This is a genomic window from Leifsonia sp. Root1293, from assembly GCF_001425325.1.
In the GTDB taxonomy this organism is placed as follows: Bacteria; Actinomycetota; Actinomycetes; order Actinomycetales; family Microbacteriaceae; genus Orlajensenia.
Map to the genome: position 1 here is coordinate 2,199,942 of NZ_LMEH01000001.1, position 22,487 is coordinate 2,222,428.

Here is a 22,487-nt window from a genome sequence, read left to right on the forward strand (position 1 = left end):
CTACGCCTCGAGGAGTCCGCGGATGTCGTCGGCCGTGAGCGACTCGCTGAACAGCGCCTCGTCGTCCATGACCGAGTTCACCAGCTCGGCCTTCTTGGCCTTCAGCGCCATCACCTTCTCCTCGATGGTGCCGGATGCGACCATCCTGTAGACCATCACCGTCTTGTCCTGGCCGATGCGGTGCGCACGGTCGACGGCCTGCGCCTCGCTCGCCGGGTTCCACCACGGATCGAGCAGGAACACGTAGTCGGCCTCGGTGAGGTTGAGCCCGAATCCACCGGCCTTGAGGCTGATGAGGAACACCTTGGCCTCGCCGCCGCGGAAGCGCTCGATCACCTGCCCGCGAGAGCGCGTGCTGCCGTCGAGGTAGGCGTAGGGGACGCCGAGCGCGTCGAGCCGCGCAGCAGCGCGCTGCAGGAACGAGGTGAACTGGCTGAAGACCAGAGCCTGGTGTCCCTCCGCCACGACGTCGTCGAGCTGCTCGAACAGCGCGTCGAGCTTGGCCGATGGCACTCCCGCGTACTTCTCCTCGTCGATGAGGGCGGCATCGAGGCTGAGCATGCGCAGCAGTGTGAGCGACCGGAACACGATGAAGCGGTTGCGGTCGAGATCCTCGATGAGGCCGAGCAGCTTCTGCCGCTCGCGCTGCAGGTGCGTGTCGTAGATGCGCCGGTGCCGTGGATCGAGCTCGATCGAGAGCACCTGCTCCTGCTTCGGCGGCAGCTCGGGAGCCACGAGTTCCTTGCTGCGACGCAGCATCAGGGGTCGAATGCGGCGCCGGAGCTTCGCGAGTCGCTCGGTGTTGTGGTCGCCCTCGATCGGGCGTCGATACTGCTCGGTGAACAGCCGTGCCGATGGGAACAGCCCGGGAGCCACGATCTGGAACAGGGCCCAGAGCTCCATCAGGTTGTTCTCCATCGGCGTTCCCGTCACGGCCAGGCGGAAGGGGGCGCTGATGCCGCGAGCCGCCTGGTGCACCTTGGACGTGTGGTTCTTGGCGAACTGCGCCTCATCGAGGACGAGCCCGCCCCAGCTGAGATCCGCGAAGACCTCAGCGTCTATGCGCAGGATGGCATACGTCGTGAGGACGATGTCGGCACCGGCCGCGGCATCCGCCAGCCGCCTGCCGGTCTTGCCCTGCGTCGCATCGATGGTGACGACCTTGAGGCCGGGAGTGAACCGGGCGGCCTCGGTCGCCCAGTTCGAGAGCACCGAGGTGGGAGCGACCACGAGGAACGGCGGCGCCTCGTTCGCCGCCGACTCGACGGCGTGGGCGATCAGAGCGAGCGTCTGGGCGGTCTTGCCGAGGCCCATGTCGTCGGCGAGGATGCCGCCGAGCCTGTGCTGGTGCAGGAAGGCCAGCCATCGGAAACCCTCGAGCTGGTAGTGCCGCAGCTCGATGGCCAGCCCGGCCGGGGCGTCGATGGGCTCGATGGCACCCAAGTCGCGGAGGCCGTCGACGGTGGCCCTCCACGCCGCCGTCGCCTCGGCGACGTCTGCAAGCTCCTCGAACTCGTCCCAGAGGTCGGTCTGGTAGCGGCTGATGCGAATGCCGGCCTCCCATTCGGGCAGCGTGCCCGCCTCCTCGATCAGTTCGCGCAGGGGCTCGAACACGGGCTGGTCGAGGGAGAGATAGCTGTTGTCGACGAGGAGGAGCTTCCTGCGCCCGTTCGAGAGCGCCGTGAACAGCGGACCGAACGGCACGGTGCGGCCCTCGACGGTGACCACGACGCCGAGGTCGAACCAGTCGTTCTCCTCGGTCTCAACGGCGCTGACCGTGAGCACCGGCGCTTCGATGACCTCGCGATAGTCCGGCTGCTGACCGACGATGTCGACGTGCAGGTTCTCGACCCGCTCAAGCTCGGGGAGGATGCGCGCGCTGAACTCGGCCGCATCCAGTGCGCGCAGCACCACCGAGGCGCGCAGGCGCAGGCCGCCTGACGACGGGATGGCACTCGGGGTGGTCGCCGCCGCCGAGACCGGGTTGCCGAGGGCGAGGGATCCGGCTGCGTCATCGTGCAGGATCTGCTCGACGACTCCGACGACGGCACGCTCGGCGGCGGCGTCGTGGAACTCGGAGTCCGGAGCCGACAGCGGAGCCCGACGTCCGTCGGAGAGCGACCACTCCCAGAGCAGCCGGAGCACGTGGCCCGACTCGAAGCGCGCCGTGAGCACGAGCGTGGCTGGCTTCTGCGGCGGTGGCGTGAAGGTGGCGTCGCTGCTCACGACCCGCAGCGTGCGTGCGAGCGCGCTGTAGTGCGACTCGAGGAACTCGGCCACCTCGGGCTGCGGAACCCGAACCGGCCGCTGGCGCTCGACGACCGCGCGCTGCTCGGGGGTGACGGGTGATCCGAGCCTGGCGAGGGTGATCACGCCCTGCTCGAAGTCATAGTGGTAGACGCCGTGCGTGCCGATCAGCCGCACCTGGTCTGCCGGATGCGGAACACCGTCGATGAGCACGGAGGGAGTGAGCGTGAGGGCACCGTCGCCCGGTTCGGCGGTCCCGAAGCGGGCATCGAGCCCGATGGACGCAGAGCCGGCGACACGGATGGTGGGGGTCGGGCCGGATCCGACGAGCGGAATGCCCAGCCTGTCGGCATCCGTCAGCAGCGCCCAGAGCAGGCTGCTCTCGAAGTCGTCGAGCGAGATCCAGTCCGAACCGAAGTTGAGATAGCCGCCGTGCACCGGCCCCTTGAGCACGGAGAACTGGGCGAACCAGCGCGCCTTGACCGAGTCGAAGCCGCCGGCTCCCCCCTGGAAACCGACGTTCTGCCACGTGAGCGCACCCTTGATCCACCCGCCGCGGGCACCGAGCGTCACCGGGCGCACGGCGAGGCGCTCGACCGTCGTCGCATCTCCGGCGGTGGCGTCGCGCGGCGACTGCCAGCTGTCGCGTCGCCTGACCACCCGCTGGCGCAGTTCGAACTGCAGGGCCAGCGGGTTCTCGCTCGGCGCGCGGCGGGCGGCATCCGCGAATCCGGGCATCGAGCCGGGACCAGACGGTGCGCGGGTCTTCGCCGTGATGGCAGCGATGTCGCCGCGCCAGCCGTCGTCGGCCGGACCGGCTGCGCTTCGCTGCGACTCGACGACGGCCTTCGCTGCAGCGGCTGCCGCCTCGTTCGCGGCGAAGAGAGCGGCTGCGGCGTGCTTGCACGTGAAGCCGACCGGGCAGCTGCAGGTGCTGCCGAGGATCGTGGTGCGACCGGCGGACCCGATGTCGAGCGACACGGAGCACCGATAGGGCGTCGGATCGCTTCCCTGCACGGACGCCGTCAGCCGGTGCTGCGGCGCATCCCAGCTGAGCTCGCCGACGTTGCCGGCACGAGCGTAGTTGCGCCCCCGGCTGAGGGCGAGCGGGCCGACGAAACGCGCGATCGTGAGCTCTTCCACGCGGGGAAAGCTGTCGATGGCCATCAGACAATGCTCGCACGAACCACACGCCGGATGCACTCGGATCGGTTGGGGCGAATGGCCGGATGCCTCTCGCGCCGCCGGGCCGAGGGCGGGATGATGGTGGGCATCGATGAGGATGAACCAGGGAGGTTCCGCCATGACGACCCTCAACCCGTATCTGAGCTTTCGAGACACCGCCCGGGAGGCTCTGGAGTTCTACCAGTCCGTCTTCGGCGGGGAGCTCACGCTGAGCACCTACGAGGAGTTCCACGCCAGTGAGGACCCGGCCGAGTTGCACAAGATCATGCACGGTCAGCTCGAGTCCGGAGGCATGACGCTGATGGCCGCCGACACGCCGAACTCGATCGACCTGACCATCGGCGACAACGTGACCGTCTCGCTGAGCGGCCAGGACGAGGCGGAACTGCGCGGCTACTGGGCGGCGCTCTCCGAGGGGGCGACCATCACGATGCCGCTCGAGGTCGCGCCGTGGGGCGACGCCTTCGGCCAGCTCACCGATCGTTTCGGCACGCACTGGATGTTCAACATCGGTCTCGCCGCGGCGTAGGCGGGCCTCGCCGGCAGCACCGAGGGGCGCGGCACAGCGTCCTCCCAGCCCCGTGCAAGGCTGATGCCGCAGAGTAGAGCGGATGGCCACCCGGCCTCGGTGACCGCATCCAGGAGCAACTGTGCCAGCATCCGTCGTTCTCGACATCGTCGTGATCGTCCTGCTGATCGCGGCGGCCGTCTCCGGATGGCGCAACGGATTCCTCCGCAGCGTGTTCGCCGCCGTCGGCCTGGTGGTCGGCGGCATCGCCGCCTACCTTTTGCTGCCGGTGTTCACCACCTGGACCACATCACCCGGCTGGCGCATCGTGATCGTGCTCGGCGGCGGCATCCTGCTGCTCGTGCTCGGCCAGACCCTCGGCAGCATGATCGGTCGCCTGCTCAGCCGCGGCGTGCGCGTCATCAAACTCGGGCCGATCGATCGCGGAGCCGGCCTCGTCACCAGCACGGTCATCGTGGCACTCGTGCTCACGACTGTCGCCGGAGGCATCAGCGGCTTCGGCATCCCTCCAGTCACGCAGGCGATCGCGGGAAGTGCCACCCTCAGCTCCATCGACAGGCTCACGCCCGCCCCGGCGAAGTCGTTCCTCGCCGGTGTGCGCGCATCGACCGTGAACGACGCTCTGCCCTGGGTGCTCGAGACGATCGCGCCGCCGGCATCCGTGCCGCCGATCGCCGACCTCGACACGGCCTCCCCCGAACTCTCGGCCGCAGCCGCCTCGGTGGTGCGCGTGTCCGGGAACGCCTACCAGTGCGGCCAGAGCCTGACCGGCAGCGGCTTCGTCGTGAGCGACGACCGCGTCGTCACGAACGCCCACGTCGTCGCCGGCGTCGACGAGCCCGTGGTGGAGGCCCCCGGCGAACAGCCGCGCGCTGCAACCGTCGTGTACTTCGACCCGGCCGTCGACCTCGCCGTGCTGGAGGTCGACAACCTCGACGCCCCGCCCCTCCCGCTCGGAGACGTGCCGAGTGTCGGCTCTGCCGCGGCGGTGCAGGGCTACCCCTTCGGTGGTCCCTTCGTCTCGCTGCCCGCCACCGTCGCCGAGCTCTCGGCGATTCCGCGGGCGGATGCCGCCGGCCAACGCGAGGTCTACGCACTGTCGGCCGACATCAACCAGGGCAACTCGGGTGGGCCGCTCCTCAGCCCTGACGGCTCCGTGATCGGTGTGGTGTTCGCGAAGTCGGCCGCCATCGACGACGTGGGCTACGCGCTCGCGCTCAGCGAACTCCAGCCCGTGGCCGAGGCGGCTGCCGGCCTCAGCGACACGGTCTCGTCGGGGAGCTGCGCGGCCTGAGCCGGCCGCACGAGGTCACCCCAGGGCGCCGTAGACGGCGGCGGCGTAGGCGTCGGAACGCGGCGAGCCGATGATGCCGGGCGACATGCGGTTCATCACGTAGGCGAAGGTCAGGCGCCGCTCCGTGTCGGCGATCACGAGTGAGCCGCCCCATCCGCCCCAGAACGCGACCCGCCCCTCGGGGATGTTCGGAGTGCTCGCAGGGTTCGATACGGCGTAGCCCAGACCGAACCGGAGCGGCAGTCCGAGCACGAGGTCGATGTTGTCGGTGTGCTCGGCGAAGATGCGCTCGATGGTCTCGGCCGAGAGCAGCCGGATGCCGTCGACCTCCCCGCCCTGCGCCACGACGCTCTGGATGCGGGCGACGGAGCGTGCGTTCCCATGGCCGCCCGCCCCTCCGAGGCCGGCCGCGCGCCACTCCCGCGTCCACGTGAACGAGGCGTCGAGAGGCGGGCCGGTCAGAGTGCGGAACGCGATCGACTCGGGCGGGAGCCTGGTGACGTCGACGGTTCCGGGCGGTGGCACGACATTGCTCACCCTGTGGTCCTCGCTCGCGGGGAGGCCGAGGTGGAAGTCAGCGCCGAGTGGACCCGCGATCTCGCTCGCGACGAAGTCACCCAGGGTCGCGCCCGTGACCCGGCGCACCAGTTCGCCGAGCAGGTGGCCGTAGTTCAGGAGGTGGTAGCCCGACGCCGTTCCCGCCGGCCACCACGGAGCCTGCGCGGCGAGCCTGGCGGCAGACGCCTCGGAGTCGAGGATGTCGGCTCCGGTGATCGGCTGCTCCCAGGCCGGCACTCCCGAGGTGTGGGTGAGCACGTGGCGCACCAGCACCCCCTCCTTGCCGGCCGCGGCGAACTCCGGCCAGTAGGTGGCGACAGGTTCGTCGGGGTCGATGACGCCGCGATCGATGAGCATCAGCACGGCGAGGGCGGTGACGGTCTTCGAGATCGACCACACGTTGGTGATGGTGTCGGACGCCCACGGCACGGTGCGCTCCTGGTCGGCCCAGCCACCCCAGAGGTCGACGACGAGTCGTCCGTCCAAGACGACGGCCAGCGAGGCGCCGAGCTCGTCGCCGGTGGCCAGCCTGCTCTCGAACTCCTCCCGCAGTGCGGAGAAGCGTGGATCGACCACGCCGTCGATCGGCGCCTCGGGTGCGATCGGCGCGGGGACTGCGTCTGTGGCCGGCGCGGTGCTGGGGGAGCTGCTCGTCATCGAGATTCCTCACGTCTTGGTCATCCGTTTCGGAGCATACCGCGCAGTCGGTATGCTTGTCACGCGGCATCATGGAACGCGGCGCCGCGTCGAACGATCCCAGCAGCGCCACCACGACGAGGAGGTCGGATGCGCATCATCGGAGCAGTACTCGAGCGATCGGGGGCCGAGCCGCCGTTCGCGACCTCGCATCCGTTCACCGTCGGCCCGCTCGAGCTCGATCCGCCCGGCCCGGGCGAGGTGCTGGTGCGCATCGAGGCAGCCGGAGTCTGCCACTCCGATCTCAGTGTCGTCGACGGCAACCGCGTGCGCCCCACCCCCATGCTGCTCGGCCACGAGGCCGCCGGCGTCGTCGAGCAGCTCGGCGACGGCGTCGACGACCTGCCCATCGGCACCCGCGTGGTCATGACGTTCCTCCCGCGCTGCGGCGACTGCCCCGAGTGCGCGACCGACGGACGCCTGCCCTGCAGGATCGGGAGCGCCGCGAACAACGACGGCACTCTCGTCGGAGGAGGCATCCGGCTGCATCGAGGGGGAACGGATGCGGCCGACGAGGCGGAATCCGTGAACCACCACCTGGGCGTCTCGGGATTCGCCAGCCACGCCGTCGTCAACCGCACCTCGGTGGTGCCCGTCGACGCCGACGTTCCCGCCGAGATCGCCGCGCTGCTGGGCTGCGCCGTGCTCACCGGCGGCGGCGCCGTGCTCAACGCCGGCGACCCTGGGCCTGGCTCGCGCGTGATCGTCGTCGGCCTCGGCGGCGTCGGCATGGCGGCCCTGCTCGTGGCCGTCGCACTGGGGCACGAGGTGATCGGCGTCGACGCCGTGCCGGCCAAGCTCGACCTCGCACTCGAACTCGGAGCCTCTGCAGCGCACGGCCCGGCCGAGGCTGCGGAGTCGGGTATCACCGCTTCATTGGTGATCGAGGCCGCGGGCTCTGCTCGCGCCTTCGAGACGGCATTCGCGCTCACGGCGCCGGGAGGCACGACGGTGACCGTCGGGCTTCCGGCTCCGGATGCCCGCGCCAGCGTCTCCCCTCTGCTGCTGACTGCCCAGGCGCGGACCGTCGTCGGGAGCTACCTCGGCTCGGCCGTTCCGAGCCGGGACATCCCGCGCTACGTCGAGCTCTGGCGCAGCGGCCGACTCCCGCTCGAACGCCTCGTGTCATCGCACGTGCGCCTCGAGGACCTCGACGTCGCCATGGACCGCCTCGCCGCAGGAGGCGAGCTGCGCCAGCTCATCACCTTCCCCGCTCCGTCGCCGGTCGGATAGCGAGCGAGACCACCGAACACGCACTGCGACCACGACCCGTCAGCCCACGAAAGGACAACGCATGACCCGCACCGCCATCGTCACCGGAGCCGCCCGCGGCATCGGAGCTGCGACAGCAGTCCAGCTCGCCGCCGACGGATTCGCCGTCGCCGTACTCGACCTCGACGCCGCCTGCTGCGCAGACACCGTCGCCACCATCGAGGCTGCCGGCGGTCGCGCCGTCGCCGTGGGAGCCGACGTCGCCGACTCCCAGGCGGTCGCGTCCGCGGTGGCATCCGTCACCGAGGAGCTCGGGGCGCCGACGGTCCTGGTGAACAACGCGGGCATCCTGCGCGACAACCTGCTCTTCAAGATGACCGATGACGACTGGGACGCCGTGCTCGGCGTGCACCTGCGCGGTGCGTTCCTGATGAGCCGGGCCGTGCAGGCGCACCAGGTGAAGGAGGGCTGGGGCCGCATCGTGAACCTGTCGAGCACCTCGGCACTCGGCAACCGCGGCCAGGCGAACTACGCCGCGGCGAAGGCCGGGATGCAGGGGTTCACGAAAACCCTGGCGATCGAGCTCGGCCGCTACGGGGTGACCGCGAACGCCGTGGCGCCGGGCTTCATCCAGACCGACATGACCAGGGCGACCGCCGAGCGGATGGGCGTCTCGTTCGAGGACTTCCTCGCCGGCGCCGCGAAGGAGATTCCCGTGGGGCGCCCAGGGCAACCCGAGGACGTGGCCGCCGCCGTCGCGTTCTTCTGCTCGGATGCTGCGAGCTTCATCTCGGGCCAGGTGCTCTACGTGGCAGGAGGGCCGAAGGCATGAGCATCCGTGTCGACACCCCCGCCGAGCTGACGGATGCCATCGGCACGGCCATCGGGCCGAGCGACTGGTTCACCATCGATCAGGACCGCATCGTGGCGTTCGCTGATGCGACGGATGATCACCAGTGGATCCACGTGGATGTCGAACGCGCCACCGCCGGCCCGTTCGGCGCTCCGATCGCCCACGGCTTTCTCACGCTCTCGCTGCTCACCGCCCTCGCGACGCCCCTGCTCGACGTCGGCGGCGTGGCGATGGGAGTGAACTACGGCTTCGAGAAGGTGCGCTTCCTCCAGCCGGTGACGGCCGGATCGCGCGTGCGCGCCGTCGGCACGCTCTCGGCGGTCGAGCCAACGGGTTCTGGCATCCGCGTCGTGCAGGATCTGACGATCGAGATCGAAGGGTCGGAGCGGCCGGCGCTCGTCGCCCAGTGGGTGACGCTGCTCGTGCCGGCCTGACTGCCCTCACCCCGCGGAGCACGCCGTCGATCGAGTAGTGCCCGACGACGCCCACCGCTGATCGAGTCGTGCCCGACGACGCCCACCGCTGATCGAGTAGTGCCCGACGCTCCCTCCCGCTGATCGAGTAGTGCCCGACGGAGTCGGACACGTATCGAGATCACGCCGTCGCTTCGGGTGTGATCTCGATACGCGTCCTCGCTGCGCTCGGTCGCCACTCGATCAGCGGGAGGGAGGGAGCGGCGGTCGCTACTCGATCAGCGGTACTGGGTCAGCGGAGGTTCTCCAGCACCATCGCCATGCCCTGACCTCCGCCGACGCACATCGTCTCGAGGCCGTAGCGGCCTCCCGTGGCCGCGAGGCCGTTGATGAGTGTCGACGTGATGCGGGCTCCGGTCATGCCGAACGGATGCCCGACGGCGATCGCGCCGCCGTGGACATTGAGCCTCTCGGGATCGATGCCGAGCTCGCGGGCCGACGGGATGACCTGGGCGGCGAAGGCCTCGTTGATCTCCACCAGGTCGATGTCGTCGATGCTCAAGCCCGCCCGCTGGAGCGCACGGCGCGATGACTCGACGGGTCCGAGCCCCATGATCTCGGGCGAGAGTCCACTGACGCCCGTCGAGACGATGCGCGCCAGCGGGGTCAGTCCGAGTTCGTCGACGACGCGATCGCTCACGATGACGACGGCGGCGGCCCCGTCGTTGAGCGGGCAGCAGTTACCAGCGGTGACGGTGCCGTCGGGGCGGAAGACCGGATCGAGACCGGCGAGGGTCTCGACGGTGACGCCGGGTCGCGGGCCGTCATCCGTCGACACGACGGAGCCGTCGGCGAGGGTGACGGGCGTGATGTCGCGCGCCCAGAATCCCGAGGCCAGTGCGGCCTCCGCCCGCTGCTGGCTGCGCGCGGCGAAGGCATCCTGTTCATCGCGGGTGATGCCGCGCAGTTCGGCGACGTTCTCGGCCGTCTGGCCCATGGCGATGTACGCGTCGGGCAGCAGCCCGTCGGCACGAGGGTCGTGCCAGGGGCGCAGGCCGCGTGCGCCATCGGCATCCGTCGCCGAAGAGGTGGCTCTGGCCTCCGTGCGCGCCATCGCGTCCTCGAACAGCTCGTTGGTGAGCTTCTCCCCGGGGATGTAGTCGCTCGATCCGCGCAGGGAGTGGCTGACGGATTCGACGCCGGCGGAGACGAAGATGTCGCCCTCACCGGCCTTGATGGCGTGGAAGGCCATGCGCGTCGTCTGCAGGCTCGACGAGCAGTAGCGATTCACCGTGGTGCCGGGCACCTCGTCGAGACCGAGCAGCACGGCGACGATTCGTGCCATGTTCATGCCCTGCTCTCCGCCGGGCATGCCGCATCCGAGCATCAGGTCGTCAATGCGCCCGGGGTCGAGGGCGGGAACCGATGCGAGCGCCGCCCGCACCATCTGCACGGTGAGATCGTCCGGCCTGATGCCGGCCAGCGATCCCTTGCGTGCGCGACCGATCGGCGAGCGCGCCGTGGCGACGATGTAGGCCTCGCTCATACGAACGCCGCGATTCCGGTGATCGAGCGGCCGACGATGAGGGTGTTCATGTCGTAGGTGCCCTCGAAGGTGTAGACCGCCTCGGCATCGGCGAAGTAGCGGGCGACGCCGTGGTCGAGCTGGATGCCGTTTCCGCCCATGATCTCGCGGCACCAGCCGACCACCTCCCGCATCCGGGCTGTCGCGAAGGCCTTGGCCATGGCCGAGTGGTGGTCCTTCTGGATGCCGAGGTCCTGCATCTCCGAGACCCTCATGCAGAGCGCGATGCTCGCCGTGATGTTCGAGAGCGAGTTGGCGAGCTTCTCCTGCACGAGCTGGAAGGAGGCGATGGGCTTGCCGAACTGCTGGCGTTCCTTCGCATAGGCGAGCGCGGCCTCGTAGGCGCCGACGGCGACACCGATGGCCTGCCAGGCGACCTCGGCGCGAGTGAGGCGCAGGATGATCGCCACGTCGCGGAACGAGTTGATGTTCTGGAGCCGGTCGGATTCGGGTACGACGACGTCTTCGAGCACGATGTCGGCGTTCTCCACGCCGCGCAGCGACTGCTTGCGTTCGATCTTCGTGGCCGTGAAGCCCACTGCCGGCTGCCGCACGATGAACCCCTTGACCTGGTCGTCCGCGGTGTCGCGCGCCCAGATGACGACAATGTCGGCGAAGACGGCGTTGCCGATCCAGCGCTTCGAGCCGTTCAACACCCATTCGTCCCTGCTGCCACCGGCGCCGTCGTCGACGGATCGCCTCGTCGCGGTGGTCTCCAGGCCCTTCGCCGTGTCGGAGCCGTGGCCGGGTTCGGTGAGCCCGAATGCGCCGATGACCTCGCCTCTGGCCATGGGCCCCATCCATTCCTCGCGCTGCTCGGCCGAGCCGCCGACGCCGATGGCGTTCATGGCCAGGCCGCTGTGCACTCCGATGAAGGTGGCCGTCGACGGATCGGCCCGGGAGATCTCGAGGGCCACCCACGCGCGGTAGACGGCGCTGTTCTCGAACTGGCGGGTCTCCGGCCACGAGGCTCCGAACAGCCCGAGCTCGGCGAATCCGGGGATGAGGTGGCGCGGGCTCTGCGCCTTCTCCCACAGGTCGTCGGCATGGGGGCGCACCTCGCGATCGAGGAACGCACGGATCGCCGCGACGGAACGCTGCTCCTCGGAGGTCAGCTGCTGCTGGAACGAGTAGAAGTCGGCGCCCAGCACGTCCGCTTCCTCGAACTGCGCCAGATCCGTCCGCGCCGATCCGGTCTGCGTGGTCCCGGTCTGCGTGGTCCTGGTCTGCCCCGTGGTGAGCGTCATCGCTTCTCCATTCATCGTGCCGTCTGGCGGCATCCGTTCATCGGTGAACATCCGTAGTATGCATCATTTTTCAGAATGTTGCATGAGAGTTCCGGATGCGGCCACCGCAGCAGCGCCTGCGGGGTAGAGTTCCGCACATGCCGACGACGACAGCACCCCCGACGACCGAGGCGACCATCGCCTCGGTCGGCCTCGCCGTGGCGCCGTCCTGGCTGTCGGACCGACTCGACGCGGCCGACGGGGCCGGCCACGCCGACGCCCAGCGCGCCTTCGCACTCGCCCGTGAGACCTTCATCAGCGGCAAGCGCATCGACATGACGGCCCTCGCCACGGCGCTCGGCGTTGACCGCACCTCGCTGTTCCGCTGGGTCGGCAATCGCGACGCACTGCTGTCGGAGGTGCTCTGGTCCCTCGCCATCCCGACCCTCGTGCTGGCCGAGCAGGCGGCAGAGGGGCAGCAGGGCGCCGAGCGCGTCGCGACGCTGCTCACGCACTTCGTCGACGACCTCATCAAGGCGCCGTACTTCCGGCAGTTCCTGCAACGCGAACCCGCGCGGGCCCTGCGACTGCTCACCACCAAGGAGAGCGAGATCCAGCGCCGCTACGTGGCGACGGCGGAATGGATCGTGCGCCACGAGCTCGGCGAACACCCCCTCGGCGGCGCCATCGACCCGGCGTCGCTCGCCTACCTCCTGGTGCGCACCTCGGAGTCGTTCACCTACGCCGACCTCATCGCCGGCGACAGCCCGAGCACGGCCAGAGCACGCGTGGCCTTCAGGTTCCTCCTCAGGGTGGGCTGAGCGATGCCGGCCCGCGAGTATCGCGTACGCCTTCCGTTCGGCACCCGGTGGAACGACAACGACCAGTACGGCCACCTCAACAACACGGTCTACTACGAAGCCATGGACACGGCCGTGAACACCTGGATGATGGCCGACGGCGGCCTCGACCCGCAGGGCTCGGCGATCGCGCTGTGCGCGTCGTCGTCGTGCGAGTTCGCGGCGTCGGCGTCATTCCCCGAGCCGCTCGAGGTGGGCATCGGGATCGAGCGCCTCGGCACGTCGAGCATCACCTGGGCGCTCGGAATCCTGCGGGCCGGCATGGATGAACCGATCGCGACGGGCCGCTTCGTGCACGTGTTCGTGGATGCGGCCACGCGTCGTCCGACGCCGATCCCGGCGGCGATCCGCGCCGCCGTGGAGGACCGGCTGATCGCTCGCTGAGGGCCGAGCGCAGCGACCGCCCGAAGCGCACCCAGGGCGAGCCGGGCAGAGAAGGCGCTTCGGCCGCGGACTCCGTCGGGGCCCCAGCGAACGGGACGTAAACATACCGACTGCGCGGTATGCTACCGTTCGAGGACGCACGGATGCGCACGAAAGGCTGGTCGAGGATGACCCACTCCCCCGCGACACCGGATGGCGCCGTTCCGGGCCTGGACGTCGGCGGGCTCGAGGTGTGGCTCCGCGAAGCGCATCCGCAGCTCGCAGCGGGACCCCTCAGCGCCCGCCTCATCACCGGCGGGAAGAGCAACCTCACCTATCGCATTGATGGCGCGCGCATCCCCCTCGTCGTCCGCCGCCCGCCGCTCGGCCACGTGCTCGCCACGGCTCACGACATGGCACGCGAGCACAGGGTCATCACCGCGCTGGGCGCAAGCGCCGTGCCTGTGCCTCCGACCGTCGCCATCGTCGACGACACGGCCGATGGCAGGGTCACCGGCACCCCGTTCTTCGTCATGGAGTTCGTCGATGGCGCGGTCCTCGCCCGACCGGCGCAGAACGCCGCCTTCACCCGCGGCGGATTGCACAGCATCGGCATCCAGCTGGCCGAGGTGCTGGCCGAGCTGCACTCGGTCGATCCGGCATCCGTCGGCCTCGATGACTTCGGCCGCGGCGACGGATACCTGGAGCGCCAGCTGCGCACCTGGCGACGCCAACTCGACGCCTCGAGGTCGCGCGAGACACCGGCCCTCGACCAGCTGCAGGACGCCCTGAGCGAGCGGATGCCGGAGAACCCACGTTCCGGCCTCGTGCACGGCGACTACAGGCTCGACAACGCGATCGTCGCCGGCTCGGGGGACGACCCCAGCATCGCCGCCATCCTCGACTGGGAGATGTCGACTCTCGGCGACCCGCTCGTCGACCTCGGAGTCTTCGGCATGTACTGGAACATCGACGAGCTCACCGGCGGACGCCTCTTCGACAGCGCCGTCGATCTCACCGCCGGCTACCCCGGCTTCGACGAGCTCGTCGACGCCTACGCGGCCCGGATCGGCCGCGCCGTGCCCGACCTGGGCTGGTATCGCGGCTTCGCGGCCTACAAGCTCGCCGTGATCGCCGAGGGCATCCACTACCGCTACCAGCAGCACGAGACCGTCGGGGATGGCTTCGCCCACATCGGCGCCATGGTCGCGCCTCTCGCAACCGACGGGCTCGCCCGCCTCGCCCTCAGGAGGAACTGATGGACTTCAGCCACGACGCCGGCACGCTCGATCTCATCGACAGGGTGCGCTCGTTCATCGACGAGCACGTGGTGCCGGCCGAAGCGGTGCTCACCGAGCAGCTCGCGGCCGAACCCGATGCCTGGAGTCCGCGCCCGATCGTGCGCGAGCTGCAGCAGCGTGCGCGGGACGCTGGCCTCTGGAACCTCTTCCTCCCCGGAGAACGCGGCGCCGGACTCACCAACCTGCAGTACGCCCCGCTCGCCGAGCTCACCGGGTGGAGCCTGCGTCTCGCGCCGATCGCGTTCAACTGCGCCGCCCCCGACACGGGCAACATGGAGGTACTGAACGACTTCGGCACGCCGGAGCAGAAGCAGACCTGGCTCGACCCGTTGCTCGAGGCGCGCATCCGGTCGTCCTTCTGCATGACCGAGCCCGATGTCGCCTCGAGCGACGCCACCAACATCACCACCAGCATCCGGCGCGATGGCGACGACTACGTGATCGACGGCCGCAAGTGGTGGTCGACCGGCGCCATGAACCCCGAGGCCGCCATCTTCATCGTGATGGGCAAGACGGATGCCGAGGCACCGCGTCACCGCCAGCAGTCGATGATCCTCGTGCCGCGCGACACCCCCGGCGTCGAGATCGTGCGCCCGCTGACGGTGTTCGGCTACGACGACCGCGACCACGGCGGGCACGCCGAGATCGCCTTCACCGACGTGCGCGTGCCCGCGACGAACCTCATCGGCGGCGAGGGCGACGGATTCGCCATCGCCCAGGCGCGGCTCGGCCCCGGCCGCATCCACCACTGCATGCGAGCGATCGGCATGGCGGAACACGCGTTGGCGCTCGTCCGGGAGCGTGCCGCGTCCCGGGCGGCCTTCGGGCGGCCGTTGTCCGAGCAGGGCGTCGTGCGCGAATGGGTGGCCGAGTCCCGCATCCAGATCGAGTCGTTGCGCCTGCTCGTGCTGAAGACGGCGTGGCTCATGGACACCGTGGGCAACCGCGAGGCCATGACCGAGATCCAGGCCATCAAGATCGCCGTGCCCCGCGCCGTGCAGCAGATCCTCGATCGCGCCATCCAGGTGTTCGGCGGCGCCGGAGTCTCGGACGACACCCCGTTGGCCGAGATGTTCGCGGGCTCGCGTGTGCTGCGGCTCGCCGACGGACCGGACGAGGTGCACCTGTCGGCACTCGGCAAGGCCGAGTTCCGACGGACCTAGCCGGTCGACTGGAGCGACCCAGTCGCCCGCGTATCGAGACCACCCCAGCAGTCGAAGGAGACAGCGTCCATGACCCACATCCCTGATCCCGCGATCGACGGCGACGGATTCGGCACCCTGTCGGTGGCGAGCATCCTGGCCGAGTCCGCCCACCGCACTCCCGATAGTCCAGCGGTGCACTTCGCGGGCCACACGATCGGCTACGGCCAGCTGTGGGACCAGACCCGTGCCTACGCCGGCGCCCTGCAGGCTCGCGGCATCGGACGCGGCGACAGGGTGGCCATGCTGGTGCCGAACGTTCCGGACTTCGCGCGCGTCTACTACGCGGTGCTCTCCCTGGGAGCCGTCGTGGTGCCCGTGCACCTGCTGTTCAAGGCCGAGGAGATCGGCTACGTGCTGCGGGACAGCGGCGCCGATCTGCTCGTAGCGGCAGCGCCCATGCTCGCCGAGGCCGTTCCGGCTGCACGCGACGCCGGCGTGCCGCTGATCACGGTGCTGGCGCCGGCCCCGGAGGACGGCGGTCCCGATCTGCCGAGGCTGGAGGCGGAGGCATCCGTCGCCGCTCCGATCGAACGGCATGTGTCGGTTCGGCCGACGGATGCCGCCACCATCCTCTACACCAGCGGCACGACCGGAACCCCCAAGGGCGCCGTCGGCTCGCACCTCGCCATCGTCGAGCAGGTGCACTGCGCCCTCATCGACGCCTTCGACATGACGCGGGACGACGTGATCTTCGGCGGCCTGCCGCTGTTCCACACCTTCGGGCAGACCGCCGTGATGAACGTGGCGTTCCGTCGCGGGGCATCCGTCATCCTGCTGCCGAAGTTCGACGCCGACCAGGCGCTCGAGCTCCTCGTCGCCCACCGGGCGACGGTGTTCACGGCCGTTCCCACGATGTTCGTCGGCATGATCGAGGCCGCTCGCCGCGTCGAGGTGCGGCCCCCGCTGCGCTACGCGGTCTCGGGCGGTGCCGCCCTTCCCGTGGCCGTGCTCGAGGCCTTCGCCGCGGAGTTCGGAGCACAGGTGCACGAGGGCTACGGGCTCACCGAGACCTCGCCGACGGTGTCGTTCAACACGGTGTTCGAACCGATCCGGCCGGGAACCGTCGGACGACCGTACTGGGGCATCGACGTGGCGATCGCGGAGGCCGACGTCGAGGGCAGCATCGAGTTCTGCCCGGCCGGCCGGCTCGGCGAGATCGTGGTGCGCGGCCACAACCTGTTCAAGGGCTACCTCGGGCGGGCGGATGCCTCGGCCGAGGCCGTGATCGACGGCTGGTTCCGCACCGGAGACCTCGGGACGTACTCAGAGGGCATCGTGACGATCGTCGACCGCAAGAAGGACATGATCGTGCGCAACGGCTACAACGTGTACCCGACCGAGGTGGAGGCCGTCATCGTGCGGCATCCGGCGGTGGCGCAGGCGGCGGTGTTCGGACTCCCGGATGCCACCCACGGCCAGGAGGTGCACGTGGCCGTCGTCGCCCTCGACGGCCACGACGTCGACGCCGAGGAGCTCGTCGCGTTCACGAAGGAGCGCATCGCGGCCTACAAGTATCCGCGCGTGGTTCACGTCGTCGACGCGTTGCCGCTGGGCGGCAGCGGCAAGGTTCTGAAGCGGGAGCTCGCGGCGCGGTTCGCGGCCGTCGAGGAGCCCGTGCGCTGACGCGCTTCGACCGCCGGTCGAGTAGGCCGCGAGCGCAGCGAGCAGCCGTATCGAGACCACCCTCCCGACGAACCGCCGGGGTGGGAGTGATCTCGATACGTGACCTCGCTGCGCTCGGGCACTACTCGATCAGCGGGTGTGCGTGTGACGACGCCTGCGCTCACGCCCTGTCCGCCGGTCGAGTAGGCCGCGAGCGCAGCGAGCAGCAGTATCGAGACCACCCTCCCGACGAACCGCCGGGGTGGAGTGATCTCGATACGTGACCTCGCTGCGCTCGGGCACTACTCGATCAACGCCGGATACGTGACCTCGCTGCGCTCGGGCACTACTCGATCAGCGGGTGCTACTCCGAGGCCGGCACTCCCTCGTTCTCCAGCGCCACGGGCTCGGCATCGGAGACCGAGACCGCCCCCTTCCCGTCGCTCACGTAGTTCGTGCCGATGTAGTCCTGCACGCCCTGGTCGACGGTCGTGATGCCGACGCCGAGGTAGGCGGCGTGGCTGTCATCGCCGAAGGAGAGCGGCAGGATGCCGTTGCCGACGAGGTCGCCGGAGTTCACAGCCTCGAGGAGGCTCTCCCGCGTCGGGTTCTCGCCTGCGGCGGCCAACGCCTCGGCGAACAGGTAGCCGACCGACATGCCGTAGACGGTGTTCCCGTCGAAGGGGGCGCCGTCGTTGAAGTCGGCGTTGACCTTCTCGAACAGTTCGCTCCAGTCGTTGCCCTGGCGCGCCGGTAGGTAGTTCGTGCTCACGAAGCCCTGCAGCAGCTTCGGCCCGGTGTCCTCGCCGAGGAACCCGACGAGCGTCGGATAGTCGCCGCCCGATGACGAGGAGAACCACTGGGTGAACCAGCCGAGCTTGGCGGCGGTTCCGATGGCGAGGGCGGTGAACCCGTTCACCGTCGCGAGCATGTTGATCTCGCATCCGGCAGCCTTCATGGCACTGATCTGCGCCACGACGTCCTGGTTCGACACCGAGTAGCGCTGCACACTGGTGAGCCCGTCGGCTCCCAGCACGTTCTCCGCTCCGGTGATGAACTCGTCGCCGAAGTCGTCGTCCTGTCCGAGCAGGCACACCTTCTTGCCCGGATACTCGTCGGAGGCGTACTGCGCCAGCGCCTCGCCCTCGGTCACGTAGTCGGCGTTGAAGGCGAACGTGTACGGGTACTTCTCGGGCTGGTTCCAGCTCGTGGATCCCGAGGCCACGAACAGGTCGGGCACCTTCTTCTGGTTGAGGTAGTCGAGAACCGAGGTGTGCGTCGGTGTTCCCAGGCCGTTGAGGATCGCGAAGACGTCGTCGTCCTGTACGAGCTCACGAACGACGGTCTGCGTTGTGGCCGGGTTGTAGCCGTCGTCCTTCACCAGGTACTCGATGGTGCGGCCGTTGATGCCGCCCTTCTCGTTCACGTAGTCGAAGTAGGCCTGCGTCGCGGCCGAGATCGACGAGTATCCGGCGGCGGCTGGTCCCGTGAGCGGCTGGTGGGTGCCGACGGTCACGGCGTCGTCGGTGACGCCGGGAGCCGGGGCATCAGCGCTCTGGGCGGCTGGCGTGCTGCACGCCGCGAGCGTGACGAGCATGGCGGATGCCGCGGCGACGGCGATCGCGCGGCGGGGTGGTGCGCTTCGATGTGACATGGGTGACCTCTCTATTCCTGTGGTGGATGGTGCGGTGCTGCGGTCGGTGGCGTCGGGGAGGGCGCCGAGGGGCGGATGCGGCGCCGCAGCGTCAGCTGCTCGGGCAGCGCCCCGCGGATGCCGGCGGGCCAGAGCAGGGTCACGACGATGAGCAGCGCTCCGAAGACGAGCACGGGCAGGTTGCCCGAGAGCCGCTGGGTGAGATCGGCCGGCAGGTCCAGTGCTCCGGTCAGGGTTCCGATGAGCCAGGGCAGCAGCACGATGACCATGGATCCGAGCAGGGCGCCGAGCATGCTGCCGAGACCGCCGATGACCACGGCCACCACCAGCAGCAGCGAGAAGGCGAGGGTGTAGGCGCCGGGGCTCACCGACTGCGTCACGAAGCAGAGCACGGCTCCGCCCGCTCCGGCAGCCACGGAACTGGCGGTGAAGGCGAACACCTTTCCGCGCCCGGCGCGCACGCCGTTCAGGCGCGCCGCGACCTCGTCGTCGCGCGCCGCTCGCATCCGGAGTCCGAGCACGCCCGATCTGATGCCGCTCAGCACTGTCACGACCACGGCGGCGACGCCGATGGCCACCCAGGCCTGCCACTGCTCGACCGCGATGATCGTGGAGAGCGCCGGCGGCACTGCGTCGTAGGCGATCTGCAGTCCCTGGTCGCCGCGGAGCACTCCGCTGAAGACGGCCGTGACCGCGGGCAGCGCGATCACGAGGGCGAGCATGACACCGGCGAGGTAGGGTCCGCGCAGGCGGGCGGCGGCGAGGCCGAGGAGCAGTCCGACCCCTCCGGATGCGGCCAGCGCGGCACTGAGCGCCAACGCGAAACGGGCGACGCCGTCGACGCCGGCATCCGTCAGGGCATTCGCCGCGATGGCGTAGCCGTAGCCGCCCACGGCCATGAGCGCCGCGTGCCCCAGGGAGAGCTGGCCGGTGAGGCCGATGAGCAGGGTGAGCCCGGCCGTGGCGCAGAAGTAGGCGGCGACGAGCGCGAGCTGGTAGTTGCGATACGGGTCGAGCAGGAAGGTTCCGCCGATGGCGATGGCGGTCAGCACGAGGGCCGTTCCGACCAGGCGCGTGCGACGACGACCCGTGGTGCGGGCACGGGCGACGGATGCCGCGGTCATTCCGTTCGCTGAGGCCCGGACGGAGTCCGCGGTCGAAGCGCCACGACCGGACAGCTCGGTTTCGGCGCTCATGCGACACGCGCCTCTCGAGCCGAGAAGATGCCTCCGGGCCGCACCAGCAGCACGACCACGAGCAGCACGAGCACGGCGATGGGGGCGACTGTCGAGCCCACATAGCCGGTGACCAGGCTGATGGCGACCCCCACGATCAACCCGCCGACCAGCGCGCCGACGGGCGAATCGAGACCGCCGACCACGGCGACAGTGAAGGCGTAGACGAAGAGCATGTCGGCCGAGTGCGGACTCAGCCCGAGCTCCGTCGGCACGAGCAGGAGTGCTGCGAGAGCACCGACGGCGGCGGCGAGCATCCAGCCGATGGTGAGCATGCGCGACACCCGCACGCCGAGCAGCCGCGACACCTCGGGGGCGAACGCCGACGCCCGCAACTGGAGACCCAGCGACGTCCGCGTGAACAGGAGGGCGAGCCCGATCATGACCACGACGGCCACGATGAGGATGAAGACGTCGTAGGGCGAGAACACGGGGACCCCGCCGATCACGATGGGGCTCTGGTCGAACGGCGCCGCCATCGGGCGGTACTGCTGGCCGAAGGCGATGCCCAGCGCGGACTGGAGCACCATGACCACGCCGATGGCGATGATCACGCCGGCCAGCGGCGAGTTCTGCGGGGCGAAGCGCATCACGCCCCGCTCGACGACGTAGCCGAGGATCGCCCCGGCGGCGAGAGCACTGGCGAGCCCCGCCCAGTAGGAGCCCGTGAACGCTGTCACCGCGAAGGCGACATAGGTGGCCACCACGGCCATCGCCCCTTGCGAGAAGTTGACGATGCGTGCCGCGCGCCAGATGAGCACGAGGGCGAGAGCGAAGAGCGCGAAGATGGCGCCGCGGGCGATGCCGGTGGCGAGGAGGAAGAGCAGTCTGTCCATTCTCAGAACCCCAAGTAGGCGTGGCGGAGGGCGTCGTCGGTGAGCAGTTCCGGCGCCGGTCGATCGGCGACGACCCTGCCGAGGGAGAGCACGACGCCGTGATCGGCGATGGAGAGTGCGCTCGTCACGTTCTGCTCGGCGAGCAGAACTGTCAGCCCGGTCTCGTCGCGCAGCGCGCGAAGCACCCCCAGGATCTGCGCGACCACGCGCGGAGCCAGTCCGAGCGACGGCTCGTCGAGGATCAGCATCCGGGGCCGCGCGATGAGAGCCCGTCCGAGGGCGAGCATCTGCCGTTCGCCACCCGAGAGCTGGTGGCCGGATGCCGTTCGCCGGCGCGACAACGGCTCGAAGAGGTCGTAGATCTCGTCGACGGCAGCGGTGAGGCTCCGCCGATCGAAACGCCACAGGCCGCCGAGCCGCAGGTTCTCGTCGACCGTGAGCTCGGCGACGACGCTGCGCCCCTCGGGAACCTGGGCGAGCCCGCTCCGCGACCGGTCCTCCACGCTGACACCGGTGAGGTCGCGACCGTCGAGCACGACGCGTCCCGACCGTGGAGTGACGAGGCCCGAGATGGTGCGGAGCAGGGTGGTCTTGCCTGCCCCGTTCGCTCCGAGGAGGGCGACGATGGCGCCTGGGGGAATGGCCAAGCGCACCTCGTGGAGCACCGGCGAGCCGCCGTACCCGGCCGAGATGGCGTCGATCTCGAGGAGCGCCGTCATGCGGCCGGCTCCACGCCCAGATAGGCCTCCTCGACCCGCGGATCGGCCTGCACCTCGGCCGGAGTGCCGCTCGCGATCACGCGACCGAAGTCGAGCACCACGACGCGATCGGCAAGGCTCATCACGAAGTCCATGTGGTGCTCGACGACCAGGACGGAGCACCCCGTCGCGGCGATGCCGCGCACCGTGGCGGCCAGGTCGGCGATGTCGTCCGAGCCGAGGCCGCCGGCAGGTTCGTCGAGCAGAAGGAGTTGGGGGCGCGTCACGAGGGCGCGGGCCAGGGCGACGCGCTTGCGCTCCGGATAGGGCAGTGACGCCACCGGGCGAGCGGCCTGTTCAGCGAGGCCGAGCGCGGCGAGCTGGTCGGTCGCGGCGAGCACGGCATCCGTCTCGCTCGCGCCTCTCCCGTCGCGGCCGACGAGCCCGAGCGGGACGAGGACGTTCTCGAGCACGGTCATCGAGTCGAAGAGGCCCAGGCCCTGCAGAGTCCGGGAGACACCGCGGCCGATCAACCCCGTCGGAGCCGAGGGCGCCGGCCGACCGTCGATGTCGATCCGTCCTCTCGCGCGCCGCACGAGCCCGCACACGGCGTTGAAGACGGTGGTCTTGCCCGCGCCGTTCGGCCCGATGAGCGCCGCAGTCTCGCCGGAGGCGACCTCGAGCGAGACGTCGTCCAGGGCGGTCAGGCCGCCGAAGGCGACAGTGAGCCCGGTGATCCGCAGCCGTGGCGTTGGTGTGTGCATCGGCACCTCTTCGTGTCGTGGTGGCAACACTGTACAACAGAAACCGACCAGACGGTATGCTGATGTTGCACGGGCGCGCGCGGTCGTTCCGCACACCGCTGGTCGAGTAGCCCGCGAGCGCAGCGAACAGGCGTATCGAGACCCGAGATACCGGCGCTACTCGGGCGGCGC

At 69.8% G+C, this 22,487-nt stretch carries 19 protein-coding genes; 10 read left to right on the forward strand and 9 right to left on the reverse strand.

Annotated elements, in window-relative coordinates; translation table 11 throughout:
* Positions 1 to 3,414 carry a DEAD/DEAH box helicase gene (locus tag ASC59_RS10475; protein ID WP_055821851.1) on the reverse strand — a complete coding sequence of 1,138 codons (3,414 nt, stop codon included), beginning with the start codon at positions 3,412 to 3,414 and terminating at the stop codon, positions 1 to 3.
* 136 nt (positions 3,415 to 3,550) lie between these two features.
* Between ASC59_RS10475 and ASC59_RS10480 the strand changes: the two genes are divergently transcribed.
* On the forward strand, positions 3,551 to 3,961 hold the full coding sequence (locus ASC59_RS10480) for a VOC family protein (protein WP_055823181.1): 411 nt from the start codon (positions 3,551 to 3,553) through the stop codon (positions 3,959 to 3,961).
* 121 nt (positions 3,962 to 4,082) lie between these two features.
* Positions 4,083 to 5,255: a MarP family serine protease gene (locus ASC59_RS10485; RefSeq protein WP_055821855.1), complete on the forward strand. Its 1,173-nt coding sequence runs from the start codon at positions 4,083 to 4,085 to the stop codon at positions 5,253 to 5,255.
* Positions 5,256 to 5,270: 15 nt separating this feature from the next.
* Here ASC59_RS10485 and ASC59_RS10490 read toward each other — a convergent pair whose 3' ends face one another.
* Positions 5,271 to 6,470, reverse strand: coding sequence for a serine hydrolase domain-containing protein (locus tag ASC59_RS10490; RefSeq protein ID WP_082513523.1), 1,200 nt, complete (start codon positions 6,468 to 6,470; stop codon positions 5,271 to 5,273).
* Between the two features lie 129 nt (positions 6,471 to 6,599).
* Here ASC59_RS10490 and ASC59_RS10495 point away from each other — a divergent pair, with 129 nt between their 5' ends.
* From ASC59_RS10495 to ASC59_RS10505, 3 genes are all read left to right on the forward strand, one after another.
* The gene (locus tag ASC59_RS10495; protein WP_055821858.1) at positions 6,600 to 7,742 is read left to right on the forward strand and encodes an alcohol dehydrogenase catalytic domain-containing protein; all 1,143 of its coding nucleotides are present in this window, start codon (positions 6,600 to 6,602) and stop codon (positions 7,740 to 7,742) included.
* A gap of 61 nt (positions 7,743 to 7,803) precedes the next feature.
* A complete protein-coding gene (fabG, locus tag ASC59_RS10500; RefSeq protein ID WP_055821861.1) occupies positions 7,804 to 8,553 on the forward strand; it encodes a 3-oxoacyl-ACP reductase FabG in 750 nt (249 codons plus the stop codon).
* The gene (locus ASC59_RS10505) at positions 8,550 to 9,008 is read left to right on the forward strand and encodes a MaoC family dehydratase (protein ID WP_082513524.1); all 459 of its coding nucleotides are present in this window, start codon (positions 8,550 to 8,552) and stop codon (positions 9,006 to 9,008) included. The genes fabG and ASC59_RS10505 overlap by 4 nt, the downstream gene beginning before the upstream one ends.
* A 271-nt stretch (positions 9,009 to 9,279) precedes the next feature.
* Here the strand turns inward: ASC59_RS10505 and ASC59_RS10510 are convergent, their stop codons facing one another.
* Both ASC59_RS10510 and ASC59_RS10515 read right to left on the reverse strand, forming a co-directional pair.
* The gene (locus tag ASC59_RS10510) at positions 9,280 to 10,533 is read right to left on the reverse strand and encodes an acetyl-CoA C-acetyltransferase (RefSeq protein WP_055821865.1); all 1,254 of its coding nucleotides are present in this window, start codon (positions 10,531 to 10,533) and stop codon (positions 9,280 to 9,282) included.
* Positions 10,530 to 11,819, reverse strand: a complete 1,290-nt coding sequence (locus ASC59_RS10515) for an acyl-CoA dehydrogenase family protein (protein ID WP_082513632.1) — start codon at positions 11,817 to 11,819, stop codon at positions 10,530 to 10,532. The genes ASC59_RS10510 and ASC59_RS10515 overlap by 4 nt, the downstream gene beginning before the upstream one ends.
* A gap of 137 nt (positions 11,820 to 11,956) precedes the next feature.
* Between ASC59_RS10515 and ASC59_RS10520 the strand changes: the two genes are divergently transcribed.
* From ASC59_RS10520 to ASC59_RS10540, 5 genes are all read left to right on the forward strand, one after another.
* Positions 11,957 to 12,619, forward strand: a complete 663-nt coding sequence (locus tag ASC59_RS10520; RefSeq protein WP_055821867.1) for a QsdR family transcriptional regulator — start codon at positions 11,957 to 11,959, stop codon at positions 12,617 to 12,619.
* Positions 12,620 to 12,622: 3 nt separating this feature from the next.
* Complete coding sequence (locus tag ASC59_RS10525) at positions 12,623 to 13,042, forward strand: acyl-CoA thioesterase (RefSeq protein ID WP_055821869.1); 420 nt, start codon at positions 12,623 to 12,625, stop codon at positions 13,040 to 13,042.
* 167 nt (positions 13,043 to 13,209) lie between these two features.
* Positions 13,210 to 14,280: a phosphotransferase family protein gene (locus ASC59_RS10530; RefSeq protein WP_055821872.1), complete on the forward strand. Its 1,071-nt coding sequence runs from the start codon at positions 13,210 to 13,212 to the stop codon at positions 14,278 to 14,280.
* Positions 14,280 to 15,485, forward strand: a complete 1,206-nt coding sequence (locus ASC59_RS10535) for an acyl-CoA dehydrogenase family protein (protein ID WP_055821875.1) — start codon at positions 14,280 to 14,282, stop codon at positions 15,483 to 15,485. The genes ASC59_RS10530 and ASC59_RS10535 overlap by 1 nt, the downstream gene beginning before the upstream one ends.
* 69 nt (positions 15,486 to 15,554) lie before the next feature.
* Positions 15,555 to 17,150, forward strand: coding sequence for an AMP-binding protein (locus ASC59_RS10540; RefSeq protein ID WP_055821878.1), 1,596 nt, complete (start codon positions 15,555 to 15,557; stop codon positions 17,148 to 17,150).
* Between the two features lie 343 nt (positions 17,151 to 17,493).
* Here ASC59_RS10540 and ASC59_RS10545 read toward each other — a convergent pair whose 3' ends face one another.
* From ASC59_RS10545 to ASC59_RS10565, 5 genes are read right to left on the reverse strand one after another with little or no spacing between them, the layout of a single operon-like run.
* Positions 17,494 to 18,783, reverse strand: coding sequence for an ABC transporter substrate-binding protein (locus tag ASC59_RS10545; RefSeq protein ID WP_055821881.1), 1,290 nt, complete (start codon positions 18,781 to 18,783; stop codon positions 17,494 to 17,496).
* Between the two features lie 11 nt (positions 18,784 to 18,794).
* Complete coding sequence (locus ASC59_RS10550) at positions 18,795 to 19,979, reverse strand: branched-chain amino acid ABC transporter permease (RefSeq protein ID WP_235492657.1); 1,185 nt, start codon at positions 19,977 to 19,979, stop codon at positions 18,795 to 18,797.
* Positions 19,976 to 20,854 (reverse strand): branched-chain amino acid ABC transporter permease, encoded by an 879-nt coding sequence (locus ASC59_RS10555; RefSeq protein WP_055821884.1) that lies wholly within the window; start codon positions 20,852 to 20,854, stop codon positions 19,976 to 19,978. Before ASC59_RS10555 ends, ASC59_RS10550 begins: the two co-directional genes overlap by 4 nt.
* A gap of 2 nt (positions 20,855 to 20,856) precedes the next feature.
* Complete coding sequence (locus tag ASC59_RS10560; protein WP_055821887.1) at positions 20,857 to 21,573, reverse strand: ABC transporter ATP-binding protein; 717 nt, start codon at positions 21,571 to 21,573, stop codon at positions 20,857 to 20,859.
* Positions 21,570 to 22,316, reverse strand: a complete 747-nt coding sequence (locus ASC59_RS10565) for an ABC transporter ATP-binding protein (RefSeq protein WP_055821890.1) — start codon at positions 22,314 to 22,316, stop codon at positions 21,570 to 21,572. The genes ASC59_RS10560 and ASC59_RS10565 overlap by 4 nt, the downstream gene beginning before the upstream one ends.
* Positions 22,317 to 22,487 lie beyond the last annotated feature (171 nt).

Coding starts and splice junctions, on each gene's coding strand:
- ASC59_RS10545 (WP_055821881.1), bottom strand. CDS start 18,783: ATGTCACATCGAAGCGCACCACCCCGCCGCGCGATCGCCGTCGCCGCG.
- ASC59_RS10555 (WP_055821884.1), bottom strand. CDS start 20,854: ATGGACAGACTGCTCTTCCTCCTCGCCACCGGCATCGCCCGCGGCGCC.
- ASC59_RS10515 (WP_082513632.1), bottom strand. CDS start 11,819: ATGACGCTCACCACGGGGCAGACCAGGACCACGCAGACCGGGACCACG.
- ASC59_RS10520 (WP_055821867.1), top strand. CDS start 11,957: ATGCCGACGACGACAGCACCCCCGACGACCGAGGCGACCATCGCCTCG.
- ASC59_RS10530 (WP_055821872.1), top strand. CDS start 13,210: ATGACCCACTCCCCCGCGACACCGGATGGCGCCGTTCCGGGCCTGGAC.
- ASC59_RS10535 (WP_055821875.1), top strand. CDS start 14,280: ATGGACTTCAGCCACGACGCCGGCACGCTCGATCTCATCGACAGGGTG.
- ASC59_RS10505 (WP_082513524.1), top strand. CDS start 8,550: ATGAGCATCCGTGTCGACACCCCCGCCGAGCTGACGGATGCCATCGGC.
- ASC59_RS10525 (WP_055821869.1), top strand. CDS start 12,623: ATGCCGGCCCGCGAGTATCGCGTACGCCTTCCGTTCGGCACCCGGTGG.
- ASC59_RS10490 (WP_082513523.1), bottom strand. CDS start 6,470: ATGACGAGCAGCTCCCCCAGCACCGCGCCGGCCACAGACGCAGTCCCC.
- ASC59_RS10480 (WP_055823181.1), top strand. CDS start 3,551: ATGACGACCCTCAACCCGTATCTGAGCTTTCGAGACACCGCCCGGGAG.
- ASC59_RS10495 (WP_055821858.1), top strand. CDS start 6,600: ATGCGCATCATCGGAGCAGTACTCGAGCGATCGGGGGCCGAGCCGCCG.
- ASC59_RS10510 (WP_055821865.1), bottom strand. CDS start 10,533: ATGAGCGAGGCCTACATCGTCGCCACGGCGCGCTCGCCGATCGGTCGC.
- ASC59_RS10560 (WP_055821887.1), bottom strand. CDS start 21,573: ATGACGGCGCTCCTCGAGATCGACGCCATCTCGGCCGGGTACGGCGGC.
- fabG (WP_055821861.1), top strand. CDS start 7,804: ATGACCCGCACCGCCATCGTCACCGGAGCCGCCCGCGGCATCGGAGCT.
- ASC59_RS10475 (WP_055821851.1), bottom strand. CDS start 3,414: ATGGCCATCGACAGCTTTCCCCGCGTGGAAGAGCTCACGATCGCGCGT.
- ASC59_RS10550 (WP_235492657.1), bottom strand. CDS start 19,979: ATGAGCGCCGAAACCGAGCTGTCCGGTCGTGGCGCTTCGACCGCGGAC.
- ASC59_RS10540 (WP_055821878.1), top strand. CDS start 15,555: ATGACCCACATCCCTGATCCCGCGATCGACGGCGACGGATTCGGCACC.
- ASC59_RS10565 (WP_055821890.1), bottom strand. CDS start 22,316: ATGCACACACCAACGCCACGGCTGCGGATCACCGGGCTCACTGTCGCC.